Source organism: Pseudoduganella aquatica (genome assembly GCF_020865585.1).
GTDB lineage: Bacteria > Pseudomonadota > Gammaproteobacteria > Burkholderiales > Burkholderiaceae_D > Rugamonas > Rugamonas aquatica_A.
Genome location: NZ_CP086370.1, coordinates 2,130,695 through 2,144,835, shown reverse-complemented (window position 1 = coordinate 2,144,835; position 14,141 = coordinate 2,130,695). Strand labels below are relative to the sequence as shown.

The 14,141-nt window shown below is 67.1% G+C and carries 13 protein-coding genes; 7 read left to right on the top strand and 6 right to left on the bottom strand.

Going from position 1 to position 14,141, the window contains the following annotated elements; translation table 11 throughout:
* The first annotated feature begins 65 nt into the window (after window positions 1–65).
* The gene (locus KT882_RS09435; RefSeq protein WP_228895476.1) at window positions 66–962 is read left to right on the top strand and encodes a LysR family transcriptional regulator; all 897 of its coding nucleotides are present in this window, start codon (window positions 66–68) and stop codon (window positions 960–962) included.
* Between the two features lies 1 nt (window position 963).
* On the opposite strand, the gene KT882_RS09430 is transcribed toward KT882_RS09435, so the two are convergent.
* Both KT882_RS09430 and KT882_RS09425 read right to left on the bottom strand, forming a co-directional pair.
* The gene (locus tag KT882_RS09430) at window positions 964–1,263 is read right to left on the bottom strand and encodes a hypothetical protein (RefSeq protein ID WP_228895474.1); all 300 of its coding nucleotides are present in this window, start codon (window positions 1,261–1,263) and stop codon (window positions 964–966) included.
* A gap of 89 nt (window positions 1,264–1,352) precedes the next feature.
* The gene (locus tag KT882_RS09425; RefSeq protein WP_228895472.1) at window positions 1,353–3,866 is read right to left on the bottom strand and encodes a chemotaxis protein CheW; all 2,514 of its coding nucleotides are present in this window, start codon (window positions 3,864–3,866) and stop codon (window positions 1,353–1,355) included.
* A gap of 300 nt (window positions 3,867–4,166) precedes the next feature.
* Between KT882_RS09425 and KT882_RS09420 the strand changes: the two genes are divergently transcribed.
* The 6 genes from KT882_RS09420 to KT882_RS09395 are packed head-to-tail and all read left to right on the top strand — an operon-like array spanning window position 4,167 to window position 9,761.
* Window positions 4,167–4,388 carry a DUF4148 domain-containing protein gene (locus KT882_RS09420; RefSeq protein ID WP_228895470.1) on the top strand — a complete coding sequence of 74 codons (222 nt, stop codon included), beginning with the start codon at window positions 4,167–4,169 and terminating at the stop codon, window positions 4,386–4,388.
* A gap of 21 nt (window positions 4,389–4,409) precedes the next feature.
* Window positions 4,410–5,864: an efflux transporter outer membrane subunit gene (locus KT882_RS09415; RefSeq protein WP_161071767.1), complete on the top strand. Its 1,455-nt coding sequence runs from the start codon at window positions 4,410–4,412 to the stop codon at window positions 5,862–5,864.
* A gap of 48 nt (window positions 5,865–5,912) precedes the next feature.
* Entirely contained in the window at window positions 5,913–6,410 is a 498-nt protein-coding gene (locus KT882_RS09410; protein WP_161071766.1) for a MarR family winged helix-turn-helix transcriptional regulator, read from the top strand.
* A gap of 15 nt (window positions 6,411–6,425) precedes the next feature.
* Window positions 6,426–8,621, top strand: a complete 2,196-nt coding sequence (locus tag KT882_RS09405; RefSeq protein WP_161071765.1) for an FUSC family protein — start codon at window positions 6,426–6,428, stop codon at window positions 8,619–8,621.
* A complete protein-coding gene (locus tag KT882_RS09400; protein ID WP_161071764.1) occupies window positions 8,611–8,811 on the top strand; it encodes a DUF1656 domain-containing protein in 201 nt (66 codons plus the stop codon). Before KT882_RS09405 ends, KT882_RS09400 begins: the two co-directional genes overlap by 11 nt.
* Window positions 8,812–8,825: 14 nt before the next feature.
* Window positions 8,826–9,761, top strand: coding sequence for an efflux RND transporter periplasmic adaptor subunit (locus tag KT882_RS09395; RefSeq protein WP_228895468.1), 936 nt, complete (start codon window positions 8,826–8,828; stop codon window positions 9,759–9,761).
* A gap of 66 nt (window positions 9,762–9,827) precedes the next feature.
* On the opposite strand, the gene KT882_RS09390 is transcribed toward KT882_RS09395, so the two are convergent.
* From KT882_RS09390 to KT882_RS09375, 4 genes are all read right to left on the bottom strand, one after another.
* Window positions 9,828–10,133 (bottom strand): hypothetical protein, encoded by a 306-nt coding sequence (locus KT882_RS09390; protein WP_161071762.1) that lies wholly within the window; start codon window positions 10,131–10,133, stop codon window positions 9,828–9,830.
* Between the two features lie 12 nt (window positions 10,134–10,145).
* Window positions 10,146–10,796: a thiol:disulfide interchange protein DsbA/DsbL gene (locus KT882_RS09385; protein ID WP_161071761.1), complete on the bottom strand. Its 651-nt coding sequence runs from the start codon at window positions 10,794–10,796 to the stop codon at window positions 10,146–10,148.
* 160 nt (window positions 10,797–10,956) lie between these two features.
* The gene (locus KT882_RS09380) at window positions 10,957–11,916 is read right to left on the bottom strand and encodes an IS110 family RNA-guided transposase (RefSeq protein WP_228892791.1); all 960 of its coding nucleotides are present in this window, start codon (window positions 11,914–11,916) and stop codon (window positions 10,957–10,959) included.
* Between the two features lie 227 nt (window positions 11,917–12,143).
* Window positions 12,144–14,138 carry a TonB-dependent receptor gene (locus KT882_RS09375; RefSeq protein ID WP_228895466.1) on the bottom strand — a complete coding sequence of 665 codons (1,995 nt, stop codon included), beginning with the start codon at window positions 14,136–14,138 and terminating at the stop codon, window positions 12,144–12,146.
* Window positions 14,139–14,141: the final 3 nt, after the last annotated feature.

The following is a 14,141-nucleotide window of genomic DNA, read 5'->3' as shown; positions in this document are numbered from 1 at the left end:
CTCATTCACCACCACCAATAAATGCACTAAAATTGCTAACACAATTCAATAATCCACAATAATTCATGGACAGACTGGACGCCATGCGGCTGTTCACCCGCATCGTGGAACTGGGCAGTTTCAGCCGCGCGGCGGACAACCTGAAGCTGCCGGCCGCCACGGCCACGCACACCATCAAGCAGCTGGAGGCGCGGCTGGGCGTGCGCCTGCTCCAGCGCACCACGCGCCACGTGAGCGCCACGCCGGACGGTCAGGCGTACTACCAGCGCTGCGTGCGCATCCTGGCGGACGTGGACGAGACCGAGGCGGGCTTTGGCCACAGCGGCGCGGCGCCGCGCGGCAAGCTGCGGGTGGACCTGCAAGGCACGCTGGCGCGCCATTTCGTGCTGCCGCGCCTGGGCGAGTTCTTCGCCCGCTATCCGGAGCTTGAACTGGAAATCGGCATGGGCGACCGGCTGGTGGACATGGTGCGCGAGGGTGTGGACTGCGTGCTGCGCGGCGGCGTGCTGCGCGATTCAAGCATGGTGGCGCGGCGCGTGGCCAGCCTGCGGCAAGTCACCTGCGCCAGCGCGGCCTACCTGGACCAGCACGGCACGCCGCGCACGCTAGACGAGCTGGCGGGCCACCGCGCAGTGAATTTCTATTCCATCGCCAGCGGCAAGGTGTTCCCGTTTGATTTCGTGGTGGACGGCGAACCGCGCAGCGTGCAGCTGTCCGGCTCCGTCTCGGTCAGCAATGCGGAGGCCTATGTGCAGTGCTGCGCCAATCACCTTGGGCTGATCCAGCTACCGCGCTACCACGTGGCCGCGCAGCTGGCGGACGGCAGCTTCCGCGCGGTGCTGGACGACTGGCGCCCGCCGGAGATGGCGGTATCGGCCATGTACCCGCAGCAGCGCCAGCTCTCGCCGCGCGTGCGGGTGTTCGTGGACTGGCTGGCGGAGGTGATGGCCGCCGCCAGCTGACTCATTCGTCCCGCTCAGCCTCCACCAGCGGGATTGTTTCAACGTGGTCGACGTTGATGTCGGCGCCGTCCTTCTGCGCCGTATCGCATCCCGGCGCGGCGCGTTCGCCGGTGCCGCCCGAATCGGTATCGCTGTCCAGGTCCGCGTCGCCCAGTTCCGCGCCGGCCGTGCCGCCGCTCACATCGCTGCCGGAATCCGAACTGTCGCTCGGTCCCAGGGCGCCGGTGCCGTGGCCTTTGCCCAGGCCGCGGTCAGGTGCCGTGGGAAAGTTATCGGGATCCAGTGTGCTGTTGCCTGACATGGTGGCCTCCGTAAGCTGTTTGCATTGCAGACCACTGTAACAAAGCCACCGCCGGGGCGGCGCACCCCATGGCGCGCCGCCGCGCAGCGCTACTGGACGGCGTGAGCCTGCTGCCCGGCCAGGGGCGCGTCGCGCAGCACCGCCGCCATGTGCTCCACCGACAGCAGGGTTAGCATCTGCCCTGCCGCATCGGCCGATTTGACAATGGACGCAAGCACCGGCGTGATGCCCACGAACACATGGTTGACCGGCGCGATGTCGGCCACCGGCACCACCGGGATGTCGCCCAGGCGCTCGACCAGCACGCCGAAGCGCTTGCCGTTCGCGTCGGCCAGCACCACGGTGAGCATGTCCGCGCGCGGCACGCTGGAGGCCACGCCCAGCGCGCGCTGCAAATCGTAGATCAGCATGGTGGCGCCCTGGTAGATGGCGGCGCCGCAGACTGCGGGCGCGGCGTTGGGCAACTGCACGCAGCCGCCGAACGGTATCGCCTCCACCACCGAGGACGCGGCCACGCCCAGCAGGTAGCTGCCGACGTGGAAACTGGCGATTTCCAGCCGCTCCGCACCATCCGCAGGCTGCGGCTGCGGGACGGACATCGCCGGCGCGGCAGCGCTGGCGGGCGCACGCCCTGGCGCGGCCAGGCCGCCATTCCAGGCGCCGAGCGGCACGCAGACCAGCGCCAGCACCGCCTGCCCCGCAGCCCCCTCGCTGCCCCGGTACTCGCGGTAGCCGGACGACGCGCGCGCGCCCACCGCCATCACCTGCCCGTCCAGCAGCACCAGCCGCGCCGCGCCGGACGCGGTGGCTGCGGCTTCGGCCAGCAGCTCCTCCGGCACGTCGATGCGGCTGCCGGGCTGCCAGCGCGGGTCGCTGGACGCGATCACGCCGCCGAGTGCGTCCACGAACAGCGTGCAGGCTTTCGCGACTTTGGGCGGCCGCGCCGCCTCCAGTATCGCGGCCAGCTGCGGCGCGGAGTCGAACACCACGGCGATGCCGCCCGCCACGCGGCCGCCGCCGTCCTGCAGCGGTGTCGCGTATATCCAGGTCGGACGGCCGCCGTACAAATCGTCCGCCACGAATTCGGACACGGCGTAGCGCTCCGCATCGCGCAGCGCCACGGCCTGCTGCCGCCACGGCGCATCCAGCCGCCGCCCCAGCCATTGCTCCGCATGGGGACGCGACACCGCCACCACCACACCCTCCGCGTCGAACAGCAGCAGGCTGTCGTAGACCGTGTACAGGTCGTTGATGGCGCGCAGCCGCGCCGACATCGCTTCCTGCTGGCCGTCCGGCTGCGCCAGCAGGCCGCACAGCAGCGGGTCCAGCGCCCACCAGCGGCAATCGTTGCTGCGCTCGTAAAGATTGCGGTCCAGGATATCGATCGCCAGCGCCGCATGGAAACGGCAATCGTCCAGATGCGCGGCCACCGCCATCGCCTGCAATTTGCCGATCGAACGCGTGAAGACCTCCTTCATGCGCGTGCCGGTGCGCACGATCTCGGCCAGCAGCACGCGCGAGAAGGCGGGATTGCTCGCCGGCGCAGCCGCCCCGGACGATCCGGCCGCGCCTTGGCGCGCCTGGCCCTGGCGGATATTCGCGTTCCACACCGAGCGGCTCAACTCGCGCTGGATCGCCTCGGCCTGCGGCGGAATGCGCTGCAGCTCAGGCGGGAAAGCCGAGCCGTCGGCCAGCACCGCCGCCAGCAGACCGCCGCCGCCCGCCGGGTCCAGCGACGCAGACGCGCCGGCCTCCTCCCCGTCCTGCTCATCCTCCTCGAACGCGGCATCCAGCGGCACCAGCACCAGCGCGCTCCACCCCGGCCCCATATAACCCTGGAAGCCCTGCGCCATGCGGCGCGAGGCCAGGTATTTGCGGCCTGCGTAGCGCATCAGATGGCCGTCGCCCGGCGCCACGTCGACCACCGAACCCGGCGCCACCTGGCTGCTGTCGCTGCTCGCGATCACCATGCCCGTATCGTCCAGCAAGGTAATCACGCTCCAGTCGCCGCGCCGCTGCAAGCTGGCGAAGATGCGCTTGACCTCATATTCAAAATCAAAGCACAGGAACAGCGCGCCCAGCACGGCGCCCGCCTCGTTCTGCACGCGCACCGCGTAGAACAGATTGCGCGACTCCTCCGGGAACAGATCGCTGCGCACCGCCGCCTCGGTATAAGGCGCGGTGCTGTCCAGCACCTCGCGCAGCAGCGGGTCGCGGCACACCGCCACGTCCGGCCGTCCCGGCAGCCGCGCCAGCACCTCGCCGGACGGCGACAGCAAAATCACGTCGCGGTACACCGAATAGCGCGCCACATACGCTTGCAGGCGCGCCGCCATGTCCGCCCGCGCGGCGGGGCTGCGTTCCGTGGCCGCAGCAAACCCGCGCAGCGCGTGGTCGGTGGCCAGGAAGCCGATGTCGGCGGTGCGCTCGAACAGATTGCGCACCAGGATATCAATCGCCACCTGGGCGGGCGCGCACAGTTCCTGCACGCGCTTGTCCAGCGTGGTGCGGGCCAGGCTGTCGAGCAGGCCGGCGCTCAGTTCGGCAAAGGCGGCCTTGGTGCCGCTCATTTCCGTGGTGGTGCCGGACAGTTGTCCCAGCAAATTTAAAACATCCCAGACAGATTCCAGGGATTTCAGGGTCTCGCGATTTTCCGTCACGTGCAGCATGTGTGGCTGCAAGCTACGGAATTGATGGCTGACCGCACTTGTGGTTGGGCGCATGTCGTTGGGTTTTCCGATAAGAAGACCCGCCATGCAAGCAATTATCATTCCACACACCAACATTACCTTTTCATCACTTTCGCACCAGACCGGTGCGCTTGTGCCACCTTGTGGTTACTACTTACTTCATTACTGAACAATTCAGTGATATACTGTTTTCACTCAACCAGGAGAACCATCATGAAAAACCTCATCGCCACCTTCGCCTTGATCACCGCCGCCGCTGCCGCCTCCGCCCAAACCGCCGCCCCGGCCACCGACACCAAACAGCCGCAAGCCAGCACCGGCCTCACCCGCGCCGAAGTCATCGCCGAAGTCATCGAAGCACGCAAAAACGGCACCCTGATCGAAACCGAAGCGGACATGGACGTCGCCCAGACCCGCAAGCACATCGCCAAGTAATCCAGGCCGGACGACACCGCCATGACCCTGCTGCGCCCCCTCTCACTGCTTGCCGCCGCGCTGGCGCTCACCGCCTGCGCGGACATGAGCAAGGTCGCGCCGCCGCAAGCGCGCAAGCTGGACCCGGTGCAGCTGAACGCGGGCGCCGCCATCCAGGCCGCAGCGGCCGAGGGCGCCAAAGACGGCGCGGCGGCGCAAGCCGCGTGGCCCAAGGAAGCCTGGTGGCGCAATCTGAACGACCCGCAGCTGGACCGCTTGCTGGAGCGCGCGCTGGAAGGCAATCCCAGCCTGAAGGCCAGCCAGGCGCGCGTGCGCCAGGCGCAGGCGCTGGCCGGCGTAGCCGAAGCAGCCACCCTGCCGCGTGTGGACGGCAGCGCCGTGGTCGACCGCGAACTGTATTCCGCGCACAGCAGCGTGCCCGCGCCGCTGGCCGGCAACTACGCCACCAAGACCACGGCCAATATCACCGCCAACTACGACCTGGACCTGTGGGGCCGCAACCGCGACGCGCTGGCCGCCGCCCTGCACGACGCGCAGATGGCCGCCGCCGAGGCGCAAATGGTCAAGCTGGCGCTGGAGTCGGCCATCGTGCACAGCTACATCCAGCTGGCCAACGCCTGGGCCATGCAGGACGCGGTGGCCGCCAGCCTGCAGCAGCGCCAGCAGATCCTTGAGCTGACCAAGCGCCGCCGCAACGCCGGCCTGGCCAGCGACATCGACGTGGCCACCATAGAAACAACGCTGCCGGCCGGCCGGCGCGAGCGGGAACAGGCGGCAGAATCCGTCGCCCTGCTGCGCAACCAGCTGGCGGCCCTGATCGGCCAGGGACCGGGCGATGGCGACGCCATTGCCCGGCCAGTGCTGACATTGAACCAGCCCACCGTGCTGCCCAGCGCCCTGCCCGCCGAGCTGGTGGCGCGGCGCCCGGACCTGGCGGCCCAGCGCTGGCGGGTGGAAGCGGCGGCCAAGCGCATCGGCGTGGCGCGTGCGGACTTCTACCCCAACATCAACCTGATGGCCTTCGCCGGCATCCAGGCGCTGGGCTTCAGCCACCTGCTGGACATCCATTCCGCCACGCGCGGTATCGCCCCCGCCATCAGCCTGCCGATTTTCGAAGGCGGCCGATTGCGCAGCCAGCTGGGCAGTCAGAACGCGCTGTACGACATCGCGGTGGAGCAGTACAACGCCACGCTGGTGCAGGCGCTGGCCGAAGTGGCCAACGCCGTCACCCAGGCGCGCTCGGTGGAACAGCAGCAGCAACTGGCCGAACGCGCGCTGGCTTCGGCCACCCGTGCGCACGCGCTGGCGGACCGCGCCTTCCGCGCCGGCATGACGGACTCGCTCAGCGTGTTGCAGGCCCGCCTCACCCTGCTGGCCGAACAGCAGCAGATGGTGCAGGTGCAAAGCAGGCGTCTCGACAGCTATGCCGCGCTGATGGCGGCGCTCGGTGGAGGAATTAAACAAGATTTCCCGTGATACAACGATAGTACAATCAATACTTTCGTACAGGGAGAGGAGAGCGCAATGAGCAGTTTTGACGCGACCAACAAGCGCCTTAAGAACATCCACGCACGCATGCCGGCGTTTCCGGAGGAGACCATGCGCCTGATGCGGCTGACGTATCACGTGCAAAAGCGCATGAAGGACTTGTCCAACGCGGCGCTGCGCAAGTACGACCTGGTCGACGCCAGCTATATGGTGCTGGCCGTGCTGTACGGCTCGGACGACGAAACTTCGACCGCGTCCACGCTGGGCGAGGCCTGCATGGAAAAGCCGGCCAACCTGACGCGCGTATGCAACGACCTGGAGACCCAGGGCCTGATCTCGCGCGGCAACCGCCCCGGCGACCGCCGCTGCGTGATGATCTCGCTGACCGACAGCGGGCGCGCGCTGATCGAGCAAGTCATGCCCGAAGTCTGGGCACGCACCACCCGCGCCTATGACGGCTACAGCGCGGAAGACCGCAAGCTACTGGAGCAGCTGTTCAAGCGACAGCTGGAAAATTTAGAAAACATCAGTTGAACCTGACCTGAAAACATGACCCCGGACCCAGCCCCCTACACACATCAACACAGCAAGGCGTGGCTGGCCGGAGCGGCCAGGCTAGTCCAGGGCTGGACCGGGACCGAAGGCGAGCGCTGGATCTTCGTCGCCAAGACCCTGCTGGCGGCCTTCACCGCGCTGTGGCTGGCCTTCCGCCTGGGCCTCGATTCGCCCAACACGGCCATGACCACCACCTTCATCCTCGCCCTGCCCAGCAGCGGCATGGTGCTGGAAAAAGCCTTCTACCGCCTGCTCGGCACCCTGGTGGGCTGCAGCAGCGCCCTGCTGCTGACGGCGCTGTTTCCGCAGCAGGCGCCGCTCATGTTCATCGGCCTGGCGCTGTGGATCGCGGCCTGCACCTGCGGCGCGGCCATGTACCGCAACCAGCAATCGTACAGCTTCGTCCTGGCCGGCTACACCGCCGCCATGATCGCCATCCCCGCGCTGGACCACCCTGCGGGCGCGTTCGCGCTGGCCGTCACGCGCGTGGTGGAAGTGAGCCTGGGCGTGATCTGCGCCACCGTGGTGCACGACGCGCTATTCCCGCGCCACCAGAGCGCGCAGGTGATGCGCACCGTGCAGGCGCGCTACCTGCGCTTCCTCGGCTTCTGCCGCGAGGTGCTGGAACACAAGGCGCCGCCCGCCGAAACCGAACTGGCACACCTGCGCTTCGCGGCCGACATCGCCGCGCTGGAATCGGGCCGCGCCGCCGCCTTCTTCGAAGCCGCCCACGCCCGCGCCCACACGCGCCAGCTGCACGCCTTCAACAGCGCCTTCATGGCCGCGCTAACCACCTTCTACACCCTGCACCGCCTGGCGCACCGCCTGCGCCAGGACGCCGCATCGCCGGTGCCGGCCCTGATCGAGCCGCCGCTGGCGCGGCTGGCCGCGGCGCTGGCGCAAGGCGAAACGCTGCAAGGCCCGGCGCTGGCCGCCCTGCAAACCGAACTGGCCGCCGCCATCGCCGCCGCCCGCGCGCAGGCCCACCTGAACGCGGACGTCTACGTGGACGCGGACGGCGGCAAACCCGCCTCGCCGCACCGCATCGACTTCGAAACCGCCATCGAACTGCTGGAGCGCTTCGCGCGCCAGTTCGGCGACTTCGCCGCCACCTACCACGGCCTGGCGCAGCGCAAGCGCACGCAGGCCAGCGAGCCGCAGTCCTATACTCCCAAGACGCCGCCCGCCATCGTGCTGGCCAGCGGCTTCCGCGCCGCCGCCGCCCTGCTCACCGTGGCCGGCGTGTGGTACTGGATGGCCTGGCCCTACGCCGTCAACGCGGTGCTGATGACGTCCATCTTCTGCGCGCTGGCCTCGTCCTCGCCGCGCCCCACCGCCATGATCAAGCAGGTCATGACGGGCTTCCTGATCGCTTGGCCGCTGTCCTTCTTCACCGAGTACTTCCTGGTCATGCCGGCCAGCGGCTACCCCATGCTGGTGCTGGCCGCCGCGCCCCTGTTCGCGGCCGGCGCCTACCTGACCACCGATCCCAAGCGCGCCGGCGTCGGCATCGGCATGACCTTGTTCAGCGCGCAGGTGATCGCGCCGCTCAACCTGGCCCATTACGACGTCGCCGCCTTCCTCAACACCACGCTGGCCATGCCGCTGGGCGTGGCGCTGGCCTGGGCCATCTTCGCCGTGGTGCTGCCCGAGCACACCATGGGCCAGAAAGACCACGTGGCCGCCGCGCTGTGGCGCGAGGCGCTGGCCGCCAGCACCGCGCCGCAGCACGCCTGGCGGCGCTGGCCAGCGCTGCGCCACCGCTTCGACAACCGCGTGCGCGATCTGCTCAGCCAGCTCAACGCCGCCTCCGGTCCCGCGCCCGGCGAGGACGCGCGCGCCGTGGTGCGCCAGGGCCTGACCTTGCTGGAACTGGGCCACTCGGTGCTGGAGCTGCGCGCGCTGATCGCCGAATCCGGCCGCAGCGAAGCGCGCCGCGCGCTGCAGGACTGCGTGTCCGCCCTGGCGGCCTACTTCCGCTCGCCCACGCAAGAGCGCTGCGGTACGGCCGTCGGCGCGGTGCTGCGCGCCGGCGCCGCCGTGCGTGCAGCGCTGCCCGAAGCCGCCGCGCCCGAGCGCGCAGCGCGCCTGCGCACCGCCCTCACCGACCTGCATTCCATTTACACCTGCCTGCTGGACCAGCTGCTCACAAGCACAAGCACCAGCCCCGGAGACCGCCATGCCTCGTGAACTCGCCGTGTTCGGCATCCTCATTCCCACCCTGCTGCCGATTTTCCTGGCCAGCCTGCTGCTGCAAGGCGCGCTGGACTGGGTGCTGGGCCACGCCGGCCTGTACCGCCGCGCGTGGCACCCGGCGCTGGTGCGCCTGTGCCTGCTGGTATGCATCTTCAGCGCCCTCACGCTGGTCCTCTATTCCTAACTATGCTCTCGACCATGACCGCCAAGATATTCCGCTTCTTCATTACCGCCCTGCTGCTGTGCGGCGCCCTGTGGCTGGGCAAATCCGCCTGGGACCGCTACATGGAATCGGCCTGGACACGCGACGGCCGCATCAAGGCCGACGTCGTCAACATCAGCGCCGACGTGGCCGGCACCGTCACCGAGGTGCTGGTGAAGGACAACCAGCTGGTGCAGAAAGGCGACGTGCTGTTCGTCATCGACAAAGCGCGCTACGGCGCCGCGCTGGCGCAGGCCAACGCGCTGCTGGCGGGCCAGCAGGTTGAGCGCGGCCGCCGCAGCAAGGAAGCCCAGCGCCGCGCGGCGCTGGACGACGCCGTCATCTCGGCCGAGAACCGCGAGAGCGCGGGCTACGCGGCCGACAGCGCCGGCGCCCAGCTGCGCGCCGTGCAGGCCGCACGCGAACTGGCGCAGCTGAACCTGGAACGCACAGTGGTGCGCGCGCCCGTGTCCGGCTATGTGACCAACCTGAATGTGCATGCGGGCGACTTCGCGGCAGTGGGCGCGGCCAAGCTGGCCATTATCGACAGCGCGTCCTACTACGCGGTGGGGTATTTTGAAGAGACCAAGCTGCCGCTGCTGAAAGCGGGCGCGCCGGCGGACCTGAGCCTGATGGGCGGCGAGGCGCTGCTGCACGGCCATATCGACAGCATCGCGCGCGGCATCACCGACCGGGACGCGGGCACCGGCCGCGAGCTGCTGGCCGACGTCAATCCCACCTTCAACTGGGTGCGCCTGGCACAGCGCGTGCCGGTGCGCATACGGCTCGACAGCATACCCAAGGATGTGACGCTGGTGGCGGGCACCACCTGCACGGTCAGCCTGCACGGCGGGTTACGCGCCACGGCGCTAACCCGCCCTACGCCACCAACACAGCCGGCAACGGCGGCAACGGCGCGTAGGGCGGGTTAGCACGCGCAGCGTGCGTAACCCGCCAAGCAGGCCACGTAAAAAAACCCGCCGTGGCGGGTTTTGCGTTTATGGCTTGGTGTGCATGAGCGCGTAGCCCACGTGCTCCCACCAGTGCTCCCTGGTGTGCACCGTCTTCATGCACGCCATATCGGTTTCGCCCTTGAACATGCGGTCCTCGCACTTCTTGCCTGCGTAGGCGTTGCGCTGGTTCTCGGCATTGGCCAGCGCTATCATCAGCCACACCGAAAACGCAATCACGACCAGCAGCAAGCTCCATGCAACGTGGTTCACATGGCTGCGCCAGAACAGCTTGTTCTCGTCCGGCGCGGACTCGCGGTAGATCGCCATCACTTCTTTTTCAGTATCGCTCATGATTGTTCTGCTTTATTTCTTGGCGGCCTTGGCCACCAGATAATCCATCACCTGCAGCGTGGCCTGCTGCGAAGCCTGCTCCGGCATGCCCGGACGGCCGGCCTGCGACGGCGAGGTGACGAAACGGCCGTCGACCACGATGGTAGGCGCACTGTCCACCTTGTAGGCGGTAACCACCTGGGCCGCACGCTTCATTTTAGTCTGTACGGCGAAGGAATTAAAGAACTCCAGGTATTTCGCCTTGTCGATGCCGTTCTTGACCAGGAAGTCGGTCATGGCGTCGTCCTTGTTCAGGCGGTTGCGCTCAACGTGGATGGCGCGGAAGATCTTGTTGTGGAACTCTTCCAGCTTGCCCATCGCTTCCAGCGTCAGGTAAGCATGAGCCTGGGCGTCATTCGGGCCGCCTGCCGGGAAGTGCACGCGGCGGAAGGCGATCTTGTCGCCCTGCTGCTTCACCCACTCGTGCAGCGCCGGCTCGAATGCGTTGCAGTGCGGGCAGGAATACATGAAGAACTCGATAACCTCCACTTTCTTGCCGGTGTCGGTGCGCACCGGGGAAGCCAGCGTGGTGAAGTCCACGCCTTCCTTCGGCTCAGCGGCGGAGGCGCCGGCTGCGGTGAAAGACAGGGCGGCGGCGGCAATAATCAGGCGCAGGAAACGCATAATGATCCTTCTGGAATTAAGAGTGGGCTAATAACGCCGCGAGATTAACATTTTTTCGGCCTCGCCATCAGGCCATACAGCAAAAATCCCCGGCCAGCGGGGATTTTAAGCCTGATTTAAGACCCCGGCCATCAGCAACACGTAGATACTGTTATGCCGGTCAAGCGTTTTGAAGCTCCTGATTGAATGGTTTGCCAGATTTTAAGACGCCGAAAGCAACGTGGACGAGCTTGCGCATCATGGCGCCGATCACCAGCTTGGCCGGCTTGCCTGCTGCTTGTAGGCGGGTGCGGAACTGGCGCCCCCAGTCGGTGCGGTACAGCGCCACCATAGCCGGCATGTACAGATTTTTGCGCAGATGCGCGTGGCCGATCTTGGACATCCGGGGCCGCTGCTTCACGCTTGATCCGGACTCATGTTGGCGCGGATCGAGGCCTGCAAAGGCGGCAGCCTGCCGACCGTTGTCGAAGCGCCCGGCATGCATGCCATAGGCCAGCAGTAACGCAATGGTATTGTCCCCGACACCGGGAATGGTATCGAGTAAGTCGCGTCTGCCGCGCATGTCGGGATCGTCGTTGATGTGATCACGTACGCGCTTGCGCAGCTGTTTAATCTGCTCGCCGAGCCAGGCAATATGCTGTTCGATATCGGCCCGGACCGATTCGCGCGCCACGTCCAGGCGGTTCGTTTCCTGCGTCTGCATGGCCAGCAGCGCATCCAGGCGCAGCACCATCGCTTTCAATTCCTGTTCGCTCAGCGGCGGCGGCTGCCATGCTTCCGGACCATGCTTGGCGCAGAACTCGGCAATGACCTTGGCGTCGACCTGGTCGGTCTTGGTGCGCACCAGCTGCGCCTGGGAAAACGCCTTGATCTGGGCCGGATTGACGACACTGACGCGGTAGCCCCGACGGGCAAAGAACTCCGCGATCGCCTCCCAATAGACGCCAGTGGCCTCCATGCAGATATGGGGCAACCCGTCCGTATGACTCTGCAGCCACGCTTCCAGTTTGGCAAAGCCAGCCTGGGTGTTTTCTACAACTTTCGCACGGTGTTTGCCCGTTTCCAGGCGCAGTGCGCAATCGACCTTCAATTTGGCGACATCTATACCAAGACACAACATTACTCTTCTCCTGATCAACCTTGCAAATGCGGGCTCACGGCACGCCGGGCCAAAGATACTGTTCGATCTTTAATGGAATAAGAGCAACTGCTGCGAAATCTACATCACGGTCTTGGCGACCAAGGGCGGGTACGGCATCCAGTTGCTCTGCCCCGACGTTCCGTTTTCGGGGCAGATGGAATAATACAAGGGCGGGTTAGGCAAAGCCGTAACCCGCCATGCGCGCGTCAGAACTCGTAGCGCGCCGACAGCTTCAGCTGGCGCCCGTCCGAGCTGTAGATGCCGCCACGGCACTGGAAGGCCATGCCGTAGTACTGCTTGTCGGCCAGGTTCAGGCCGGCCAGCGCCACTTCCCAGGCGCCAAACTTGCGCGCATAGCGTGCGTCCAGCGTGGTGTAGGACGCAATGCGCGCGGCGCAGCTGTTGGTGAAATCGGAACCGAAGCGCTGGCTGTCCACCCACTGCGCGCCGATGTCGGCGGTCTGGCCGTCGGCCGGGGTCCAGGTCAGGCGCGCGCTCAGCACGTTCTTCGGCACCAGCACCATTTCACGTCCGGCGATGGCGCCTTCGGTGAAGGTGGCTTTCACGCGCTGGTAGTGGCCGCTCAGCGTCCAGTCGCGCGCCAGCTCGGCGCTCGCGTCCAGCTCGAAGCCCTGGCGCTTGGTCGGCGCCAGGTTGGTGTTGGCGCCAAAGCCGAACGCGCCGGCGGTCGGATCGTAGTAGATCTCGTTGCGCAGCTCGTGGCGGAACACGCGCGCCGACAGCTTGGCGCCGCCGTCGGTGTAGCTGGTGCCCAGTTCCAGGTCATGCGAGGTCTGCGGCTGCAGCACGGTGTTGGGCACCAGGGTGTAGCCGTTTTCATCGGCATTGGCCACGCGGTAGCTGTGGCCGGCCTTCGCGTGCAGCGTGGCTTTCGACGACAGCGCGTAGCTGCCCTGCACGTCCCAGGCGTTCACGCCCTGGGTCACGTCGTAGTTGGCAACCGACCAAGGCGACGGATCGGCGTTGGTCTTCTCGAACAGCTCGCGGCGCACGCCTGCGGCCAGGCGGAAAGCGTCCCACTTGACTTCGTCGCGCAGGTACAGCGCCTTGGATTTCTGCGTGGCCTTGCTCGGGCTGGAGCCCTTCTGCTCGCGGGTCCAGTCGATGAAGTCCACGCCCGCCACCGCTTCGTTCAGCACGCCGCCGAACTGGCCCAGCTTGCGCACGCGCGGCGAGAACTGGGTCTGCTTGCTTTCGTAGTCCAGCACGGAGGACGTGGTGCCGTGGAAGTAGGTCGCTTCCAGCTCCTTGCGGCGGTGCGACAGCTCGGCGGCCAGGTCGTAGCCCGCGCGCTTGGCTTCGACGAAGGCGGTGAAGCGGTCGCTATCGAGGGCGCCGAAGTCCTTCGGCGTGGCGGCCTGGCGCGGGTTGGCGTCGAACTGGGCCTGGCTCAGCGATCCGGCGAAGCGCGAGTCCTGGCGGGTGCTCGACAGGCGCACGCCGGCGCGGCCGTCGGTAAAGCCCACTTGCGAGCCGGCGTTCACGCTGCGCGATTTGAAGGCGTTGTTGTCGCGGTAGTTGTCGGTGTCCAGCGCGCCGCCGGACAGGTCGAAGGCCCAGTCGCCGGTGCTGTGGGTCAGCGCCGCGCGGCCTTCGCGCAGGCCGAACTGGCCCACTTCGGCGTACACGCTGCCGTGCGTGCCGGCATTGCGCGCACCGGGGCGCTTGGTGATGATCTGGATCACGCCGCCGGTGGCGCCGTCGCCGAACAGCACGCTGCTGCCGCCGCGCGTGATCTCGATGCGTTCAACCGAATCAACCGGGATGGTCGACAGGATGGCCGAGCTCAGTTCGTTCTCGGACAGCCGCACGCCGTCCAGCAGCACCACCATGTTCTGGCTGCTGTTGGTGCCGAAGCCGCGCAGGTCCAGCGCGAAGTCCGGGCTGCCGTCCAGGCTCTGGTGGCCCAGCACGCCGCCGATCTTGCGGATGGCCTGGTTCACGTCGCTCACGCCGGCGCGGCGGATCTCGGCCGCGCTGATGACGGTGGCGCCGATGGGCAGCAGCGACGGATCGCTGTCGAAGCGCGCGCCGGTCACCACAACGGCGGCCAGGGCATCGCCCGCGATCTGGGTTTGCGCCATGGCGGAGGAAGAAACGATAGCGGCGGAGAAGCACAGCGCCACGGCAAGCGCCAGCGGCGACGAAGCCGGCGCGCGGCTAGAATTCGAGAAGGTCATGTT